This window comes from Pseudomonas sp. Tun-23181, assembly GCF_057415455.1.
This window is the reverse complement of record NZ_CM171630.1, coordinates 4,557,161-4,574,362: the sequence shown is the minus strand read 5'-3', so window position 1 is coordinate 4,574,362 and position 17,202 is coordinate 4,557,161. Positions and strand designations below refer to the sequence as shown.

Annotated in this window: 14 protein-coding genes; 8 read left to right on the top strand and 6 right to left on the bottom strand. The window is 63.5% G+C overall.

Annotation, left to right across the window (positions count from 1 at the left end; translation table 11 throughout):
- Positions 1-1,395 (bottom strand): MocR-like ectoine utilization transcription factor EhuR, encoded by a 1,395-nt coding sequence (gene ehuR, locus ACDI39_RS21615; protein WP_253081225.1) that lies wholly within the window; start codon positions 1,393-1,395, stop codon positions 1-3.
- 288 nt (positions 1,396-1,683) lie between these two features.
- Between ehuR and ehuB the strand changes: the two genes are divergently transcribed.
- From ehuB to ehuA, 4 genes are all read left to right on the top strand, one after another.
- Positions 1,684-2,541: an ectoine/hydroxyectoine ABC transporter substrate-binding protein EhuB gene (ehuB, locus tag ACDI39_RS21610; protein WP_253081226.1), complete on the top strand. Its 858-nt coding sequence runs from the start codon at positions 1,684-1,686 to the stop codon at positions 2,539-2,541.
- A gap of 63 nt (positions 2,542-2,604) precedes the next feature.
- Positions 2,605-3,264 carry an ectoine/hydroxyectoine ABC transporter permease subunit EhuC gene (ehuC, locus tag ACDI39_RS21605; RefSeq protein WP_225788493.1) on the top strand — a complete coding sequence of 220 codons (660 nt, stop codon included), beginning with the start codon at positions 2,605-2,607 and terminating at the stop codon, positions 3,262-3,264.
- Positions 3,261-3,917 (top strand): ectoine/hydroxyectoine ABC transporter permease subunit EhuD, encoded by a 657-nt coding sequence (gene ehuD / locus ACDI39_RS21600; protein WP_225788492.1) that lies wholly within the window; start codon positions 3,261-3,263, stop codon positions 3,915-3,917. Before ehuC ends, ehuD begins: the two co-directional genes overlap by 4 nt.
- Positions 3,917-4,774 carry an ectoine/hydroxyectoine ABC transporter ATP-binding protein EhuA gene (gene ehuA / locus ACDI39_RS21595; RefSeq protein WP_410045818.1) on the top strand — a complete coding sequence of 286 codons (858 nt, stop codon included), beginning with the start codon at positions 3,917-3,919 and terminating at the stop codon, positions 4,772-4,774. The genes ehuD and ehuA overlap by 1 nt, the downstream gene beginning before the upstream one ends.
- A gap of 87 nt (positions 4,775-4,861) precedes the next feature.
- On the opposite strand, the gene ACDI39_RS21590 is transcribed toward ehuA, so the two are convergent.
- Entirely contained in the window at positions 4,862-5,839 is a 978-nt protein-coding gene (locus ACDI39_RS21590) for a Fic family protein (RefSeq protein ID WP_225788491.1), read from the bottom strand.
- 234 nt (positions 5,840-6,073) lie between these two features.
- Between ACDI39_RS21590 and ACDI39_RS21585 the strand changes: the two genes are divergently transcribed.
- The 4 genes from ACDI39_RS21585 (at position 6,074) to ACDI39_RS21570 (ending at position 10,903) form a co-directional block, all read left to right on the top strand.
- A complete protein-coding gene (locus tag ACDI39_RS21585) occupies positions 6,074-6,457 on the top strand; it encodes a YybH family protein (RefSeq protein WP_253081228.1) in 384 nt (127 codons plus the stop codon).
- A 95-nt stretch (positions 6,458-6,552) separates the two neighbouring features.
- The gene (locus tag ACDI39_RS21580; protein ID WP_253103278.1) at positions 6,553-8,052 is read left to right on the top strand and encodes a purine-cytosine permease family protein; all 1,500 of its coding nucleotides are present in this window, start codon (positions 6,553-6,555) and stop codon (positions 8,050-8,052) included.
- Positions 8,053-8,065: 13 nt separating this feature from the next.
- Positions 8,066-9,496 carry an aldehyde dehydrogenase family protein gene (locus ACDI39_RS21575; RefSeq protein ID WP_253081230.1) on the top strand — a complete coding sequence of 477 codons (1,431 nt, stop codon included), beginning with the start codon at positions 8,066-8,068 and terminating at the stop codon, positions 9,494-9,496.
- A gap of 189 nt (positions 9,497-9,685) precedes the next feature.
- On the top strand, positions 9,686-10,903 hold the full coding sequence (locus ACDI39_RS21570; RefSeq protein WP_225788487.1) for a DUF3422 domain-containing protein: 1,218 nt from the start codon (positions 9,686-9,688) through the stop codon (positions 10,901-10,903).
- 268 nt (positions 10,904-11,171) lie between these two features.
- On the opposite strand, the gene ACDI39_RS21565 is transcribed toward ACDI39_RS21570, so the two are convergent.
- The 4 genes from ACDI39_RS21565 to ACDI39_RS21550 form a co-directional block, all read right to left on the bottom strand.
- Positions 11,172-11,585 (bottom strand): hypothetical protein, encoded by a 414-nt coding sequence (locus tag ACDI39_RS21565; RefSeq protein ID WP_368816532.1) that lies wholly within the window; start codon positions 11,583-11,585, stop codon positions 11,172-11,174.
- 129 nt (positions 11,586-11,714) lie between these two features.
- A complete protein-coding gene (locus tag ACDI39_RS21560; protein WP_225788486.1) occupies positions 11,715-11,963 on the bottom strand; it encodes a hypothetical protein in 249 nt (82 codons plus the stop codon).
- A gap of 1,086 nt (positions 11,964-13,049) precedes the next feature.
- Positions 13,050-14,447 carry a PAAR domain-containing protein gene (locus ACDI39_RS21555; protein WP_486537029.1) on the bottom strand — a complete coding sequence of 466 codons (1,398 nt, stop codon included), beginning with the start codon at positions 14,445-14,447 and terminating at the stop codon, positions 13,050-13,052.
- A gap of 339 nt (positions 14,448-14,786) precedes the next feature.
- Positions 14,787-17,168: a DUF3772 domain-containing protein gene (locus ACDI39_RS21550; RefSeq protein WP_225790554.1), complete on the bottom strand. Its 2,382-nt coding sequence runs from the start codon at positions 17,166-17,168 to the stop codon at positions 14,787-14,789.
- Positions 17,169-17,202: the final 34 nt, after the last annotated feature.

Here is a 17,202-nt window from a genome sequence, read left to right as displayed (position 1 = left end):
TCACAACTCATGAATCTGCGGATACTGCCCGAACAGCTCGCGCATGTCGGCCAACGCCTGGCGCATCTTGGCATCCGAACACTCGGTCCCCACGCACAGGCGTACCGCCCGCGGCCGTGGCGTGCCACGTACCAGGAATGGCTCCGGCGGCGTCACCGCGATCTGCCGGCGGCGCAAGGCCCGCACCAGGCTGTCGACCTCCCAGTGCGGCGGGATGTCCAACCAGGCCGCCAATGCCTGGACCGGGTTGCCCTGCAGGTAGTCGCCCAGGTACTCACGGACCATCGCCTGCCGCCCGGCAAGCAGCTTGCGCTGCAACTCCACCAACTGCACGGCACGGCCATCGTTGATCCAGCGGGTGGCGATCTCCGCCACCAGCGGCGTGGCCATCCAGCTGTTGACCCGCAGGATACTCTCGGTACGCAGCGCCAGGCGCTTGGGCATCGCCAGGTAGCCGACCCGCAGCCCGGTGAGCACCGACTTGGTCATGCTGGTGCAGTAGAACGACAGCTCCGGGGCGTAGTGGCTGATCGGCCGGGCATGACGCCCGCCCAAGAGCGGGCCGTACACATCGTCCTCGATGATGTGCACGCCAAAACGCCGGGCGATTTCGGCGATCTCCCGGCGGCGGGCATCGGGCATCAGGCTGGTGGTCGGGTTGTTGAGGTTCGGCGTGCACACCAGCGCGGTGACCCGCTCGTTGCTGCAGATATCCTCGAAATGCTCCGGGTCGATGCCATCGCGATCCATCTCCAGGCCCTTGAGGGTGAACCCCAGCACCTGCGAATTGCCGATGACGCCATGGTCGGTCAGGCCTTCGCACAGCACCACGTCGTCGGGGCCGGCCAGCGAGGCCAAGGCCAGGAAGATCGCATGTGCAGCGCCATTGGTGACCAGCACGTCGTCGCGCTCGACCGTCATGCCCAGCCCGGCCAACCAGCGCACCGCCGCCTCGCGATGGCTTTCGAAACCGGCGATGGGGCGATAGGCGTGGATCCACGGCTGCTCGTCCTCCTGGCTGAGCTCGGCACAGGTCTCGCGCCAGATCCGCTCGTGCGCCTGGGTGTGCAGGATGCGGGTGATGGAGAAATCCACCAGGGTGCGCTCGGGCAGGTCGATGATGTCGTCCGCCACCCGGTCGCTCATGCGCCGACTGACGAAGCTGCCACGGCCAATCTCGCAGCGCACCAGGCCCTGGCGCTCCAGTTCCTTGTAGGCATTGGTCACGGTCTGCACGCTGATGCCCAAGGCATCGGCGACCTGCCGCTGCGGCGGCAGGCGCTGATCGTGCAGCAGCACGCCACGCTCGATCTCGCCGGTGATCGCCTGGACCAGGATCTTGTACTTGGACTCGCCAATGCGAGCCGCGTCGAGGGCTGTCTTCCAGTTTTCCATGGGGCATCGCTTCGCTGGCCGGGGTCAGGACACAGCATCGCTCGTGTGGGATCTTCGGGCAATTGTCCTAGTGCAATGCCATCGGCGCCGGAGCTTTTGTATGCTCCGGCCATGGTCGACGCCAGGCTGCCCCGGCAGCATCGAACAAGATCCCTGTCGACCGGTGCCGGAACGCTCGCGTCGTCGGTTGATCGAACGAAAAGCCACCGTGCATCCGCTGTTTTGCTCCACTGCCTCCTAACACAGAGCCGTCGGCGACGGTTTGATAACAAAACAGGAGATTCATTGATGAGCCAGCCTTCCCCCATCGTGCCATCCCCGTTCAAGCGCCTGCTGGTCGCCTGTGCCGCCCTTGGCCTTGCCGCCAGCGCCCAGGCCGCCACCCTGGACACCATCAAGGAAAACAGCCGCATCCGCATCGGCTACGCCAACGAGACGCCCTTCGCCTTCACCGAGACCGATGGCCGGGTCACGGGCGAGTCGCCCGAGATCGCCAAGGTCATCTTCGAGAAGATGGGCATCAAGCAGGTCGATGGCGTGCTCACCGAATGGGGTTCGCTGATCCCTGGCCTGCGCGCAGGCCGCTTCGATGTCATCGCCGCCGGCATGTACATCACCCCAGCGCGCTGCAAGCAGGTGATCTTCACCGACCCGCAGTACGCCCTGCCCGACACCCTGCTGGTGGCCAAGGGCAATCCGAAGAACCTGCACAGCTATGCCGACGTCGCCGGCAACCCCGATGTCAAGCTGGCGATCATGGCCGGTACGGTCAACCTCGCCTACGCCCGCGACTCGGGGGTCAAGGACGCGCAGATCCTCCAGGTGCCGGATACCACCGCGCAATTGCAGGCGGTACGTGCCGGCCGCGCCGATGCCGCGGTGGGCACGCAACTGACCATGAAGGGCCTGGCCCGCAAAGGCGGCGAAAAGGTCGAGGCGATCAGCGACTTCACCGACGACCCGGCCCACACCGGTTACGGCGCCCTGGCCTTCCGTCCCGAAGACAAGGACCTGCGCGATGCGGTCAACGCCGAGCTCAAGCGCTGGCTAGGCAGCGAGGAGCACCTCAAGACCGTGGAGCCCTTCGGCTTCGACCGCTCCAACGTGACCGAGAAGACCGCTGCCGAGCTCTGTGCCCAGCAATGAATCGAGGTGGCATGGCACTTGCCATGCCGTTCCCTGCGTAGTCCGATTATTCAGGTCGAACCCATGGGTGAATTGATACCGTTGTTACTGCAAGGCGCCTGGATCACCATCCAGGTCACCTTCTTCGGCTCGCTGCTGGCCATCGTCGCCGCGATCCTCGCCGCCCTCGGCCGGCGCTCGTCCTGGCGGCCCCTGAGCTGGTTCTGCGTGGCCTACATCGAGCTGTTCCGCGGCACCTCGCTGCTGGTGCAGCTGTTCTGGCTGTTCTTCGTGCTGCCACTGCCGCCTTTCAATCTCGAAATGAGCTCCTACACCGTGGCGATCGTCGGCCTCGGGCTGCACATCGGTGCCTATGGCGCCGAAGTGATGCGCGGCGCTATCAGCTCGGTCGCCAAGGGCCAGTACGAAGCCTGCACAGCCCTCAACATGTCGTCGGCCACGCGCTTTCGCCGGATCATCCTGCCCCAGGCCCTGCTGGCGGCGATCGCGCCGGGCACCAACTTGTTGATCGAGCTGCTCAAGAACACCTCGCTGGTGTCGCTGATCACCCTGTCGGACCTGAGCTTCCGCGCCCGCCAGCTGGACCAGGCGACCTTCCAGACCCTGGAGATCTTCAGCCTCACCCTGCTGCTGTACTTCGTCCTGGCGCAGGTCATCAACTTCACCATGCGCGCCGTCGAACGACGCCTGGGCCGTGGTCGCCTGCGGGGGAGCCTGTCATGAACGTCTGGGACTGGAACTACGTCGCGCAGATCCTGCCCGACCTGCTGCAGGCTTCGCTCAAGACCCTGGGCATCACCCTGGTGGGCTTTCTGATCGCCATCGTCCTTGGCCTGTTCCTGGCCATCGGCCGGCGCAGCCGGCAGGTGTGGATCGCCTGGCCGGTGACTTTGGTGATCGAGTTCATCCGCAGCACGCCGCTGCTGATCCAGGTGTACTTCCTGTACTACGTGCTGCCCAACTACGGCGTGAACATGACTGCCATGCAGGCGGGCATCCTCGGCATCGGCCTGCACTATGCCTGCTACATCGCCGAGGTCTACCGTGGCGGGCTCGATGCCGTGCCGCGCAGCCAGTGGGAAGCGGTGGTGGCGCTGAATTTCGCGCCCTGGACAGCCTACCGCACGATCATCCTGCCCCAGGCGATCCGACCGATCCTGCCGCCGCTGGGCAACTACCTGATCGCCATGCTCAAGGACACCCCGGTGTTGTCGGCCATCACCGTGGTGGAAATCATGCAGCAGGCCAAGAACGTCGGTTCCGAGAGCTTCCGCTACCTGGAGCCGATCACCCTGGTCGGTCTGTTCTTCCTGGCCTTGAGCGTCGCTCTGGCCTATCTGGTTCGGCGCCTTGAAGTGCGCCTGGAGTTACGCTAATGATCGCGCCTGTCTCGAACCTCGCCACTGTCACCACCAGCCCCCTGCAGCGGGACCACGCCATGCCAGCACCGGCCATTGCCCAGCCAATCGTCAGCTTCCGCGACGTGACCAAGCGCTACGGCAGCTTCACCGTGCTCGATGGTCTCAACCTGGATATCGCCCCTGGAGAGAAGGTGGCGATCATCGGCCCCAGCGGCTCGGGCAAGTCGACCCTCCTGCGCGTGCTGATGACCCTGGAAGGCATCGACCAGGGCACGATCGAAGTCGACGGCGAATCGCTGACGCACATGCCCGGGCGCAACGGCGGCCTGGTCACGGCCAGTGAACGCCATGTGCGCAAGGTGCGCTCGAAGATCGGCATGGTGTTCCAGAGCTTCAACCTGTTCCCGCACATGAGCGCCCTGCAGAACGTCATCGAGGCGCCGGTGCAGGTGCTCGGCATCAAGCCCGCCGAGGCCCGCGAGCGGGCTGCCGAGTTGCTGGAGATGGTCGGCCTGGGCAACAAGTTCGATCACTACCCGTCGCAGCTTTCCGGCGGCCAGCAGCAACGCGTGGCGATCGCCCGGGCCCTGGCCATGCGGCCGAAGGTGATGCTGTTCGACGAAGTGACCTCGGCCCTGGACCCCGAGCTGTGCGGCGAGGTGCTCAACGTGATCCGCCGGCTCGGCAGCGAGCACAACCTGACCATGCTCATGGTCACCCACCAGATGGGCTTCGCCCGCGAGTTCGCCGACCGGGTGTGCTTCTTCTACAAAGGCCAGATCCACGAGCAGGGCACGCCAGCGCAGGTGTACGAGAATCCCCAGCAGGAGAGGACCCGGGCGTTTCTCAGTGCGGTACGGGAAGCGAACTGACCGGGACGTGGGGCTGCATTGCTACACACAGCTTAAGAGGCTGGCACTGAGGCTTGCCCCACGAGTTTGCCCTTTATAGGCGCCGAATCACGTGATGACTCGTCGATACTGCTGCCTGGGGCTACGGGGCGATGCGGGATCGGTCATTTCGATCAAGCCTGCCGCAAGGGCAGGCTTGAGGTAGTTCTTGTTGAACGTCGGACGATACGAAAGCCCCAAGCGTTGCATGAGCTCGTTGGCCTTCAACGCCACACCGGGTTGTAACTGCTGGATCAGACGCGCTACTTGATCGCTTACTTGATCGCTTTCATGGGCCTCGACCAGCGCTTGGCGTAACGCTTGCAACATGAACTCCACGAACGGGGTCGCCTCGGCCGCCTGATCAGCTGCCGCGAGCGCGCTGTAGTAAGCATCCTGTTGCGCACATATCACTGTTTCCACCGGTAGGTATGCCAGCACCGGACGCCAACGACTAAGGATCAAGGTCTGCCATAATCGTCCCATGCGTCCATTTCCGTCGGCGAACGGATGAATGAACTCGAATTCGTACTGAAACACACAGCTGGCAATCAAGGGGTGCCAGTCGCTTTGCCCGAGCCAATGAAGAAGGTCTTGTATCAGCATCGCCACACGACTGGCCGGTGGCGCCATATGCAGCAGGCGCGCTCCGCGATAGATGCCTACTCCGCCCTGACGGAAATGCCCGGCATCCTCGATCAGGCCACTCATCAGCAAGCCATGAGCAGCCAGCAGATCGGCCTGGCGATCTGGCCGCCACGTGGACATCGCATCATAGGCGGCGAACGCATTCCGCACCTCCTGGATCTCACGTGGCAGCCCCAGTACCTGCTTGCCATCCAGTAACGCCGTCACCTGCTCCACACTCAGCGTGTTGTTCTCTATGGCCAGCGATGCCTGGATGGTGCGTATACGGTTGCCTCGTCGCAGTTGTGGCGTAAGCACGTCATCACGAGACGCCGCCAACAGCCCCACATGTTCGCTGATCTGTGCAACCAGCCCCAGCATGCGTGGTGTCAAGGTCAACGGCGGCAGGTAGTTACTCATGCATGCAGTTCCATAAGCGTGGGATGCCTGACAATAGCGGGACGGAGATAGGGTATGCCAACGACTGCTACCCAACGATTGCCGTCACCTTATCCACTGGCATGGTCGGGGTAAAGGCGAGCGCATTGGTTCACGAATTCCTGAACTGATTATTTGCCTCCAGCGATTTTTCCCAACGGCAACCCTCACCAGAATCGCCTCACCAACAATCACAATAATCGTGAGGCCACGCCCGTGGACCAGACCCTCCAGGTACGCCAGGCTGGCGCCGACCTCGTCGCCGCCTTCGCCAGCAACGATACCGCCCGCTACTTCGCCTGCTTCAGCGAAGACGCCACCTTCCTCTTCCACAGCCTGCCGCAACCGCTGCTATCGCGCCGTGCCTATGAAACCTTATGGGCGCAGTGGCAGGCCGAGGGCCTCACCGTGCTCGAATGCCGCTCCGACAATGCCCATGTCAGCCTGCAAGGCGAGGTGGCGGTGTTCATGCACGACGTGGCCACGCGCATCCGCATCGCTGGCCAGGAACACCAACTGGCCGAGCGCGAGACCATCGTCCTGCGCCGCCACGGCGAACGCTGGCTGGCCTGCCACGAGCATTTGTCGGTCGCCTCCTAGCTGACGTTTTCCGCGGCCTTGCCGCACTGCCAACGCAACCACAAGAGGGTCCGCGCCCCGGCGCCGACCTACAACAACCGCGCTGGAGCCTTGCCATGAGCCACTCGACCGGTATCGAGACCAACGGCGTCGAACAGATCCCCGACGATCAACGCGACGCCTCCCCACTGGACCTGTTCCGCCTGATCTTCGGCGGGGCCAACACCTTCGCCACTGCCGTGCTCGGCAGCTTCCCGGTATTGTTCGGCCTGTCGTTCCAGGCCGGGGCCTGGGCGATCCTGCTCGGCGTCGGCATCGGCGCACTGATCCTCGCCCCCATGGGCCTGTTCGGCGCACTCAACGGCACCAACAACGCAGTATCGTCCGGTGCGCACTTCGGCGTGCACGGGCGTATCGTCGGGTCGTTCCTGTCGCTGCTCACCGCCGTGGCGTTCTTCTCCCTCTCCGTGTGGAGCTCCGGCGATGCCCTGGTGGGCGGCGCCAAGCGCCTGGCCGGGCTGCCGGAAACCGACCTGACCCTGGGCCTGGCTTACGGTCTGTTCGCGGTACTGGTGCTGGTGGTGTGCATCTTCGGTTTCCGCTTCATGCTCTGGGTGAACAAGATCGCCGTGTGGGCCTCGAGCCTGCTGTTCCTGCTCGGCATCGTCGCCTTCGCCGGCCCTTTCGACATGGGCTTCGCCGGCAGCGTCAGCCTCGGCCAGGCCGGTTTCTGGGCGGCGTTCGTCGGCGCGGCGATCCTGGCCATGAGCAATCCGGTGTCGTTCGGCGCCTTCCTTGGCGACTGGTCGCGCTACATCCCCCGCGAAACGCCCAAGGCACGCATCATGCTGGCGGTGATCGCTGCCCAGGCCGCGACGCTGATCCCCTTCCTGTTCGGCCTGTGCACGGCCACCTTGGTGGCCAGCCAGGCCCCCGACTACATCGCCGCCAACAATTATGTCGGCGGCCTGCTGGCGATCTCACCGAGCTGGTTCTTCCTGCCGGTTTGCCTGATCGCGGTGATCGGCGGCATGTCCACCGGTACCACGGCGCTGTACGGCACCGGGCTGGACATGTCCAGCGTGTTCCCCCGCCTGCTCAGCCGCGCCGGTGCCACCCTGCTGATCGGCGTGGCGGCGATCGCCTTCATTTTCATCGGCCGCTTCACCTTCAACCTGGTGCAGAGCGTGTCCACCTTCGCCGTGCTGATCATCACCTGCACCAGCCCCTGGATGGTGATCATGATCATCGGCCTGGTCACCCGCCGTGGCTTCTACCATGCCGACGACCTGCAGGTGTTCACCCGCGGCCAACGCGGCGGCCATTACTGGTTCCACCACGGTTGGAACTGGCGCGGCATGGGCGCCTGGGTCCCCAGCGCGGCGGTGGGCCTGTGCTTCGTCAACCTGCCAGGGCAGTTCGTCGGCCCGCTCGGCGCGCTTGCCGGCGGCATCGACCTGAGCCTGCCGGTCACACTGGGCCTGGCTGGCGTGCTGTACCTGGCCCTGCTCAACCTGTTCCCTGAACCCGCCGGCGTCTATGGCCCGAATGGACCGCGCTGGGTGCGTTGCAAACATGCACCGTCGACGCCTGTGACCACCGCCGAAATGGCCTGACTGGAATCCGACCATGACCACACCTCACTACATCGACGGCCGCTGGGTCGAAGGCCAGGGCAACGATTGCCTCACCGTGCATGACCCATCGCTTGGCCAACCGTTCGCCGAGCTGATGTCGGCGAGCACCGCCCAGGTCGACCAGGCCGTGGTGGCGGCGCGCCGTGCCCTGGCGTCCTGGAAGAACGTCGCCGCCAGCGAGCGTGCCCGCTACCTGCGTGGCTTCGCCGAGCAGTTGGGCCAGCGCCGCGAAGCGCTGATCGCCCTGCAGATTCGCAACAACGGCAAGCCACGCCACGAAGCCGAGATCGACCTGGACGACGCCGTGGCCACCTTCGGCTACTACGCCGACCTTGCCGAACGACTGCCGCAAAAGAACCGCGACGTCCCCCTCGCCGCCCCGGGCTTCACCGCCCGCACGCGCCTGGAGCCGGTCGGCGTGGTCGGTTTGATCGTGCCGTGGAACTTCCCCTTGGTGACCAGCGCCTGGAAACTCGCCCCGGCCCTGGCCGCCGGCTGCACCGTGGTGCTCAAGCCGTCGGAGATCACCCCGCTGATCGAGCAGGCCTACGGCCAGATCGCCGATACGCTGGGCCTGCCCGCCGGCGTGCTCAACATCGTCAACGGCAAGGCCGAGACCGGCGCGGCATTGAGCAACCACAACGGCCTGGACAAGCTGTCGTTCACCGGCAGCAACGGCGTCGGCAGCCAGGTCATGCGCGCCGCCGCAGCCCAATGCCGCCCGGTGACCTTGGAGTTGGGCGGCAAGTCCGCGATCGTGGTGTTCGACGACTGCGACCCGGACCAGGCCGTGGAATGGATCGTCGCCGGCATCACCTGGAACGCTGGGCAGATGTGCTCGGCCACCTCGCGGCTGCTGGTGCAGGACGGCATCGCCGACACCCTGCTGCCACGCCTGCAAGCGGCCCTGGAACGGATGCGGGTCGGCAACCCACAGGCCGAGGACGTGGCGATGGGGCCGTTGACCAGCCAGGCGCAATGGCTGAAGGTCGCCGGCTACTTCGCCACCGCCCGCGAGGAAGGCCTGCGCTGCCTCGCCGGCGGCCAGGTGCTGGACCGCGAAGGCTGGTTCGTTAGCCCGACGCTGTACGTGGACGTGCCCGAGAACAGCCGCCTGTGGGTCGAGGAAATCTTCGGCCCGGTGCTGTGTGCCCGGCGCTTTGCCACCGAGGCGCAGGCCATCGCCCAGGCCAACGACAGCCGCTTCGGCCTGGTCGCCACCGTCTGCAGCGCCGACCTCGAACGCGCCGAGCGCGTGGCCGATGCGCTGGAAGTCGGCCATGTGTGGATCAACTCGGTGCAGGCGGTGTTCGTCGAGACTTCGTGGGGCGGCACCAAGGGCAGCGGCATCGGCCGTGAACTCGGGCCCTGGGGGTTGTCGGCGTATCAGTCGGTGAAGCATGTGACGCGCTGTCTTGGCTGATCGCTGACACGACGCCCCCTTGTCGACAGTTGTCGCGAGGGGCTTTTACGTTACGCTCAGCGGGTATTCCCCCGCGAAAGCGACAGTACCGTCACCACAAAAGCCTGGTGTTCCAGGTGACTTTTACCCACCGTCGGAAAGTCCCACCCCTGGTAGCCCCAACAACCACAACACCAGGCCAGACCTCCCATGCACCCGCAACGCACCACCCTGCACAACGAACTGCACGCCCGCCCGTCGCTGTATTTCGACGAGCCGGCCCATGTCCATCACCTGGCCCTGCTGGGCGACGATGCCGCCTGCCAGGCCCTGTTGCAGCGCTGCTGCCCGGGCGCCTTCGACAGCGAGGCGGTCCAAGGCATCACCCGGCTGGACGGTCATCCGTTCAAGTGGGAGCGCCATGCCGAGTTCTTCACCCTGACCCTGGTCGTACCCTGCGCCACCCATGATGCGAGCTGGCAGTCCTTGCCCCAGGTGCTCGCCGAGGCCATCGCGCCGCAGGCGGCACAGGTGATCAACGCGGTACAGGTGCTGGTACGCGGCGAGCAGGACCTGGACCTGACCCGCTACGGCTTCAAGGACCCCTGCGGCTCCTGCGTCGGCGGTGGCGACGCGGTGGTGTGGAGCGACTTTCGCCTGACCGACGATGGCACCAACCGCCTGTTGTTCGTCAACCGGCGGCTCAATGCCTACCGCCAGGGCCGGATGATCCGTCGCCTGCTGGAAATCGAGACCTACCGCATGATGGCCTCGCTGACCCTGACCGACGCCAAGGCCCTCGGCCAGGAGCTGGACGCCTTCGACAGGACCCTGGTCAGCCTCTCCGAACGCAGCGCCAGCGTCGCCGGCCATGACTCCAAGGCCCTGCTCGAAGCCATCGCCCACCTCTCGCGGCAGGTGGTCAGCCGCACCGTGAAGACCCGCCACCGCTTCGGCGCCACCCAGGCCTATGCGCAACTGGTGTTCGAGCGCCTGGGTGAATTGCGCGAAACCCACGTGGGCGACTGCCAGCGCCTGGGGGTGTTCATCGAGCGGCGTTTCAAGCCGACCGTGCGCTACTGCGCCGCCACCGAACAGCGCCTCGAGCAGCTGGCCAAGAACGTGGCCAACCTGGGCGACCTGCTGCAGGCGCGGGTGCAGGTGGAGATGGAAGAGCAGAATGCCGAGATCCTGCGCAGCCTCAATGCCCGGGCCGATGCCCAGGTGAAGATCCAGCGGGCGGTCGAGGGGCTGTCGATCATCGCCATCACCTACTACCTGCTGAGCCTGTTCAAGCTGCTGTATGGCGGGCTGAATGTACTGGGGGCGGGGCTGACGGCGCGCGAAGCGCTGCTGGGGATGGCGCCGGTGGTGGCGCTGGTGCTGCTGGTGATCCTGCGGCGGATCAGGCAGGCCAAGCAGCATTGAGGATGGCGGGGCTGCATATGCGGACCATCACCGGCAAGCTCATAGAACAAACGCTAACTCATTGATTTAGCAGGGACCTGTGGGGGCTTGTCCGGGACACCGCATGTCTCGGACGAGACCAAAGGCGCGGCCTTGAGCTAGGCCCCAGGGATCAATCGGCGTATCAGTCGGCAAACATATAACACGCTGTCCAGGCTGATCCCTGACACGGCGAAAGCCCCTTGTCGGCTGTGGTCGCGAGGGGGGGTTGCTACCGCAGGTTCGCCAGCTAGTGTCCATGAAATCTATACAATCCTACCGCGGTGCAGAGTAGGACAAGCCCACTCAGCATGATCACCTCCCCAGCAAGCAGACGCCGCTTGAGGTCTGCGGGAAAACAACGTAATTCATGCGCATCAAGCTCCCCTCGCCTGATATGCCTTCCAGGCCATGCCAAAACCCCGCTGATCATGCCCAACAAAATCCATCGAGAACCAAAGGCAGTAGTACCCCAAATACCCTTCTGGAGCTCCAGCCAACTGCTGCTGCGTAAGGCTGCCATGGCTCTCTCGAAATCACTCCCCCAAGCGAATCTGGCGATCATGGCCATTCCAATCAAAAAGCTGATAGCTGGTACTAAAAGTACGATCATCTGATAGCTCACCGGCCAATTGCGCGGATTGGGGATCAATGTGGCATCCATTCGTAAATGACCTCCCCTGCAGTCTCTCCAATCTCGTTACCTAGCGTTCCCCCACAAACGAAGCACCGCCCCCAGTGGCCAAACCACAAACCGCACGTCCATAAATACCGAAAACCACGCATATCGCGCTCACTGCTTTACCACCGAAAAATCCACCTGCGGCGCCGCCCGCCAACCCTCCAGAAAAGCTCCCAGTCTCGGTGAACCGAATCCCCCTGCCAGGCACGCCTCCTGCACTTTCAAATAGGACGAAGTTGTCCCCAACCCAATCGCCACATACCCACCACATTTCAAATACCACGCCGTCTTCGCCACTTCTTCCAAATGCGTCGCATACCCCAGCCTTAAGGCCACGGGCCAGTCACTGAGATCAATCATATGGATCTCTGTATCAGCACAACATCATACTCGGGATACTGTACGCGTCACCTCGAAGTGAATCATATTCGAAAGCTATATTTTTCCAAGCTTGATCAGCGCGCCCCCAAGATCAGCCATCCCGCACCGAGAAATTCCATATAGAACGCCCATTTCAGACGCCGTTTAAAAAGGGTGGAAAGTTCCGATTACCCTCCCGATCTAGCCACCCCTGCCGAAGTGCCAATTTCGGCCATAGTGCACCAACTAACATAGCACTCACAATAAAAACTCTCGACTTCAGTGTTAAGGTACTCCACGTTCTTATTTCTTCATGAAGTCCTTTACTTCGCTGGAAGGACGCGCACATCACATCGAAATGACGTGTACTCGCAATGTACCCGAAGACTCCCAGCCCTGAAAGCAAGAGCAGAAGCGGAGCCAGCAAAAAGCAAGCTTGAAAACTACTGGCCAATTGGAAGGATCAATCAAGGAGCGCCTCATAAGTCAGTTCACCCACCCCGGCGTTTCAAAGGTTTTCATACAGAGCCTAACGCCCAACTGCCTGGATCAATCCAATAATCCACAAATCAGCTCACCCATTCACACCCAGCATTCGCCACCTTTGCTGAGAGAAAAACCATATGCATTTCCACATAACGGAGTCCAAACTCATCCTGCAAGGCAAGGAACCAGACTACCATTAGCGAGCGAAGTCATAAGACACCCCACCCCAAAATTCCGTACACGATCGCTGACCATGTCAGACCTAAAGCCAAAAGCCAAAATGCGACTTTAACCCTACGTCTCAGATAGGAAGGGAATTGCTTATTGTCCTCCGGATCAAGCAATCCTCTGCGCATTCCCCATTCTGGCCATATGAGCATCATGCTTGAGCCCGCAACCGCCAAACTTCGAAGTTCCAGACTCAACGCGCTCGAAGCCCTAACGTCCTCTAGAAAACCTTTACTATTTCTCAGCGAGGCGCACATCACGTCAAAATGACGCGTTCCGGCGATATGAGCGAGAACTGAAAGGCCTCCCACACACAACACCATCGGTCCAAGCAATACAGCCAGCTTGACATATAGCATTCAACCCACCAGATCAGTCATAAAGATTTTCATAAACGACTTCCCCTGTAGCCCCGCCCACTCTTTCCATCATTAAGCCTCCAGAGAGGGAGCCGCCACCAACTAATGCAATCCCGCAGATGGCTCTTCCCCAGGGCCCAAACGTACATACAGCGCTGATCGCAGCCTTCCCAAACGCGGCACCTGCCATACCACCCACCAACCCTCCAGAAAAGCTCCCAGTCTCGGTGAACCGAATTCTCCTGCATTCCTCCGTCTCCCCTGCCCTACAAACCTCCTGCACTTTCAAGTAGGACGAAGTTGCCCCCAATCCAATAGCCACATACCCACCATATTTCAAATACCGCGCCGTCTTCGCCACTTCTTCCAAATGCGTCGCATACCCCGGTATCTGCCCCGGCCCACCGGCCTTTTTCCAGTGATGCACCACACGCTTGGACGAAATCCCAAGATCCCGGCGCAGCCTGTCGTAAGTGCCCAGGTTCAACCGCTTGTGCAGGAACGCAGTACTCAATTGCGCGCTGAGCTGCTGATACAGCGCCTGGCGCGATGCGAAGAATTCCGGGCTTCTGAGGTGCCCATGCAAGGCAAACTGCCGTTGGTGCAGCGCCTCGATGCCCTTGAGCGTGTCCTTGACCTGCCCAAGCCCCTTTTCCAGCATGTCCTTGCCCACGCCCATCGAGGTGCTCGCCCCACTCAGCACCCCGGCAATCTCCCCGATATGCGCCATCATGAAATTGGCCTCCTCCTCGCTGAGGATCGCCAACGACTCCCGTGCATGCTCGGCCGCGCGCATCAGGTCGGCTTCCTCGCGGGTACAGGCATGGTGGTTGTCGGGGTCGCCGATGACGAAGATCTCGCCGGCCTTGAAGCCCTGCTCGAAGGTGGGATTAAGCCGTTGGATACGGGCGATGGGCAGCGTCTGGTCCTGCTCCAGCAACCGGCTCAGCAGTTGTGGGCCAGACATGCTGCGGGGGACGATGTAGAAGCCGGGCTCGAGCGCGACCGGCGATGAGGTGATGCCCGCCGGTGCCTGCACGGCGGACACTGCCTGCGTGCTGGCGGCAGCGTGCGCCGAACGGGCAGTGGGCGTGACACCGCCCAGCGAACGGCTGGACGGTACCTCGCCATGCAAGGGCGCCACCACCCTGTTGCGGCCACTGGGGCATCCACACGCGACCAGCGAGCCATCCATCGCCAATGGCTGGCCATTGGAAATCCACCCGAGATAGCCCTCCACGACGATTCCAGGTTCGCCACACAGGGGGCATTCAGTGGTTGCATCCCCAACCCGCAGGACCTTGCGCCCCTCGCAGAAATAGCCCTCGCCACTGGCGATGCAGATCGCCCCCGTCGTGGTGATGTCACCGTCTACTGCCTGGCCTCTGCCCTCGAGACTGACGCGGTACATAGGCAGGTTCCTTTGCCTGGAAAAGCTCCGAAACCTAACAGGTGCAAGCGGGCCTGTTGCCTGGGCGCTGACAAAAGAGACCTTTCCTACGCCACGCAGAAAGTATTCTCGCAGGATCGGCTCCCATGGCGTCTGAGTCGATCACACATGATGTGATTTGCCGAGCCTTGTGGGGCCTTGCCCCACGAATGGGCTCCCTCGCGTCCTGTCTCGGAAATACGTTCGCTTTTGGCGAGTGGCTTGGGTGTTCGGTCAAGGCGCCGCCAAAAGCGAACAACTTATCTCCGAGACAGGGCACTAGGATGACAACCTTGAGCTGACTGGCATTAGCCCCCTACTTCACGCCGACTGCCCAGGCTCCTGCAACAACACCATGCTCTGCGGCGACGACAAGGCGATGCCCTCGTCACGCAAGCGCCCGAGCACGGTGAACAGCAGGTCGCTGCGTGTGCCCGACACCTGCCGTGGGCTGGCCACGTAGCCACTGACGCTGAGCACCATGCCGCTGGCGGTGATGTCCTTGAACGACACCGACGTCGCGGGCGCATCGAGGATCGACTCGTGCTCGTGATAAGCCGCCAGCAGCAGTTCGCGCACCTTGTTGGCGTCGGTATCCAGCGGCAGGGTCAGGGTGATACCGACCACGCCCAGGGCATTGCCCATGGTCACGTTGCGCACGTTCTGCGAGATGAACTGGGAGTTGGGCACGATCACCGTGGAGCGGTCGGACATCTGGATCTCGGTGGCACGCACGTTGATCCGGCGGATATCCCCCTCGACCCCGGCCAGGCTCACCCAGTCGCCCACCTTGACCGGGCGCTCGGTGAGCAGGATCAGGCCAGAGATGAAGTTCTGCACGATCTGCTGCAGGCCGAAACCGATACCCACCGACAGGGCACTGACCACCCAGGTCAGGCTCGTCAGGTTGATGTGCAGGGTCGACATCACCAGCATGGCCAGGAACAAAAAGCCCAGGTAGCCGACCAGCGTCACCAGGGAGGCGCGCATGCCAGCGTCCATGTCGGTCTCCGGCAGCAGGCGCTCGCTCAGCCAGCGCTTGAGCACACGAAGACCGAACATGCCGCCGATGAACATGGCCACGGCCAGGAAGATGTCCTGGGGCACGATGTTCAGGTTGCCGAGGACCTTGCCACCGCTCCCGTCCCATTCCCCCAGGCTCAACAGCAGCTCGCCGGGGCTGGTGCCCGACGGCATGAAGGCGAACAGCGCGGCGACGAACAGCAACAAAGTGCGGCCGATACCCGCCAGGATGGTGCTGGCCTGGGCCTGGTGGCGCTGCTGCAGGCCCAGGGCCGAAGCCAGGGCCAGGCCGCCAGGCTGGCGCGGCGAGAGCAGGTTTTCGCAGAGATCGCCGAACAACGTGATGAGCAGGTAGGCGCAAGTAGCTACCACGCTGATCCACAGGAGCTTGGCAGTGAGGAAGTAGGCCAGGGTCAGGTAGCCGGTGAGCAGCGCCAGCAGGATCAGGCCGACCCACACCAGGCTCACGAACGGGATCAACCCAGCCAGCCCAGGCGGGCGCGCCAGGCCATGCTGGCGCCGGGTGCGGCTGTAGCGCACCAGGGCCGCGACGAAAATCAGCGACACCACCAGGGCGGTCAGGCCGTTGGTGGCCACGGTGAGCGCCAGGCTGGTGCCGATCACGCTGTTGATGCGCTCCTGGGTCAGCAGCACCATCAGGGCCAATGCCAGCAGCGGTGGGAACCAGCCCAGGGCACGGGCGATCTCGTCGGGGATCGGCGGCAAGCGCCAGGTGGGGCGTTGCAGCATCAGCATGGCGCGGCCAAGGCCGGAGATGAAGGCGCTGAACACCACCAGGGTGAGGATGTGGTTGGTCAGGCTGGCGATGTCGGCGCCCAGCTCGGCGCTGCTCTCCAGGCCCCAGCGCACCAAGGACACCGCGCCGCCGATGGTGGCCAGGGTGGCCAGGCTGACACCCACGGCCAGGGCGCTGCGGCGCAGTCGGCCCTCGGGTAGCCAGCGGATCGTGGCGTCGGCCAGCAGGCGTTCGACCATCCGCCGGAGCAAGGTCCAGACCAGCACCGCGATCACCAAGCTGGCGACGAACAGCCAGCGCTGCCCGGCACTGAAAGCGCTGGCCACGGCATCCGCCGCCTCGCCGCGCAGGCTGCGCAGGCGCGCCAGGTCCTCGTCGGTAGGGCGGATCAGGCTCGACCAGAACGCCGGGCTCAGGGGGCTGGCGGCACGGCTTGTGACCTGCGAGTTGAACAGGCTGCGGCGCAGGTTGACGATCTGTGTCGACAGGTCGCGGGCCGACTGGGTCAGCTGGGTGGCCTGCGTCTGCTGGGCGAGCAGGGATTTCTTCTCGTCCTCCAGCTGCTTGCGCTGGCGGGTGATGCTCTCGGCCTCGTCCGGCAACACCGGGCCGAGGACCTTGAGCTGGTCGTCCAGGCGCTCCACGTCGGTGGTCCGCAACGTGCCCAGGGCGTCAGCCTGGCGCTGGACCTGCAAGGCGGCCTGGCGCAACTGCGACAGCAGGTCGTCGTTGGCATTGCTGGTAACGCCCTGGCGAATCTGGTCGAGCCGGTCGCCCAGTTGCTCCAGGCTGGCGTTTTCATCCAGCACCGACAGCTCCGCCGGCGCCAAAGGCGCTGCCGACGCCGACCAGGCCGGTGTCGCCACGCACAGGAGCAAGGCCAGCAGGCCGATGCATAAATGGTCAAGGCTCAAGCGCCTCATCCGAATTCCCCTATTGATAAGCTCTGTTGCGCGG

Bases quoted from the DNA above. Each gene is read 5' to 3' on its own strand.
- ehuR (WP_253081225.1), bottom strand. From the start codon at position 1,395: ATGGAAAACTGGAAGACAGCCCTCGACGCGGCTCGCATTGGCGAGTCC.
- ehuB (WP_253081226.1), top strand. From the start codon at position 1,684: ATGAGCCAGCCTTCCCCCATCGTGCCATCCCCGTTCAAGCGCCTGCTG.
- ehuC (WP_225788493.1), top strand. From the start codon at position 2,605: ATGGGTGAATTGATACCGTTGTTACTGCAAGGCGCCTGGATCACCATC.
- ehuD (WP_225788492.1), top strand. From the start codon at position 3,261: ATGAACGTCTGGGACTGGAACTACGTCGCGCAGATCCTGCCCGACCTG.
- ehuA (WP_410045818.1), top strand. From the start codon at position 3,917: ATGATCGCGCCTGTCTCGAACCTCGCCACTGTCACCACCAGCCCCCTG.
- ACDI39_RS21590 (WP_225788491.1), bottom strand. From the start codon at position 5,839: ATGAGTAACTACCTGCCGCCGTTGACCTTGACACCACGCATGCTGGGG.
- ACDI39_RS21580 (WP_253103278.1), top strand. From the start codon at position 6,553: ATGAGCCACTCGACCGGTATCGAGACCAACGGCGTCGAACAGATCCCC.
- ACDI39_RS21575 (WP_253081230.1), top strand. From the start codon at position 8,066: ATGACCACACCTCACTACATCGACGGCCGCTGGGTCGAAGGCCAGGGC.
- ACDI39_RS21570 (WP_225788487.1), top strand. From the start codon at position 9,686: ATGCACCCGCAACGCACCACCCTGCACAACGAACTGCACGCCCGCCCG.
- ACDI39_RS21565 (WP_368816532.1), bottom strand. From the start codon at position 11,585: ATGGATGCCACATTGATCCCCAATCCGCGCAATTGGCCGGTGAGCTAT.
- ACDI39_RS21560 (WP_225788486.1), bottom strand. From the start codon at position 11,963: ATGATTGATCTCAGTGACTGGCCCGTGGCCTTAAGGCTGGGGTATGCG.
- ACDI39_RS21555 (WP_486537029.1), bottom strand. From the start codon at position 14,447: ATGTACCGCGTCAGTCTCGAGGGCAGAGGCCAGGCAGTAGACGGTGAC.
- ACDI39_RS21550 (WP_225790554.1), bottom strand. From the start codon at position 17,168: ATGAGGCGCTTGAGCCTTGACCATTTATGCATCGGCCTGCTGGCCTTG.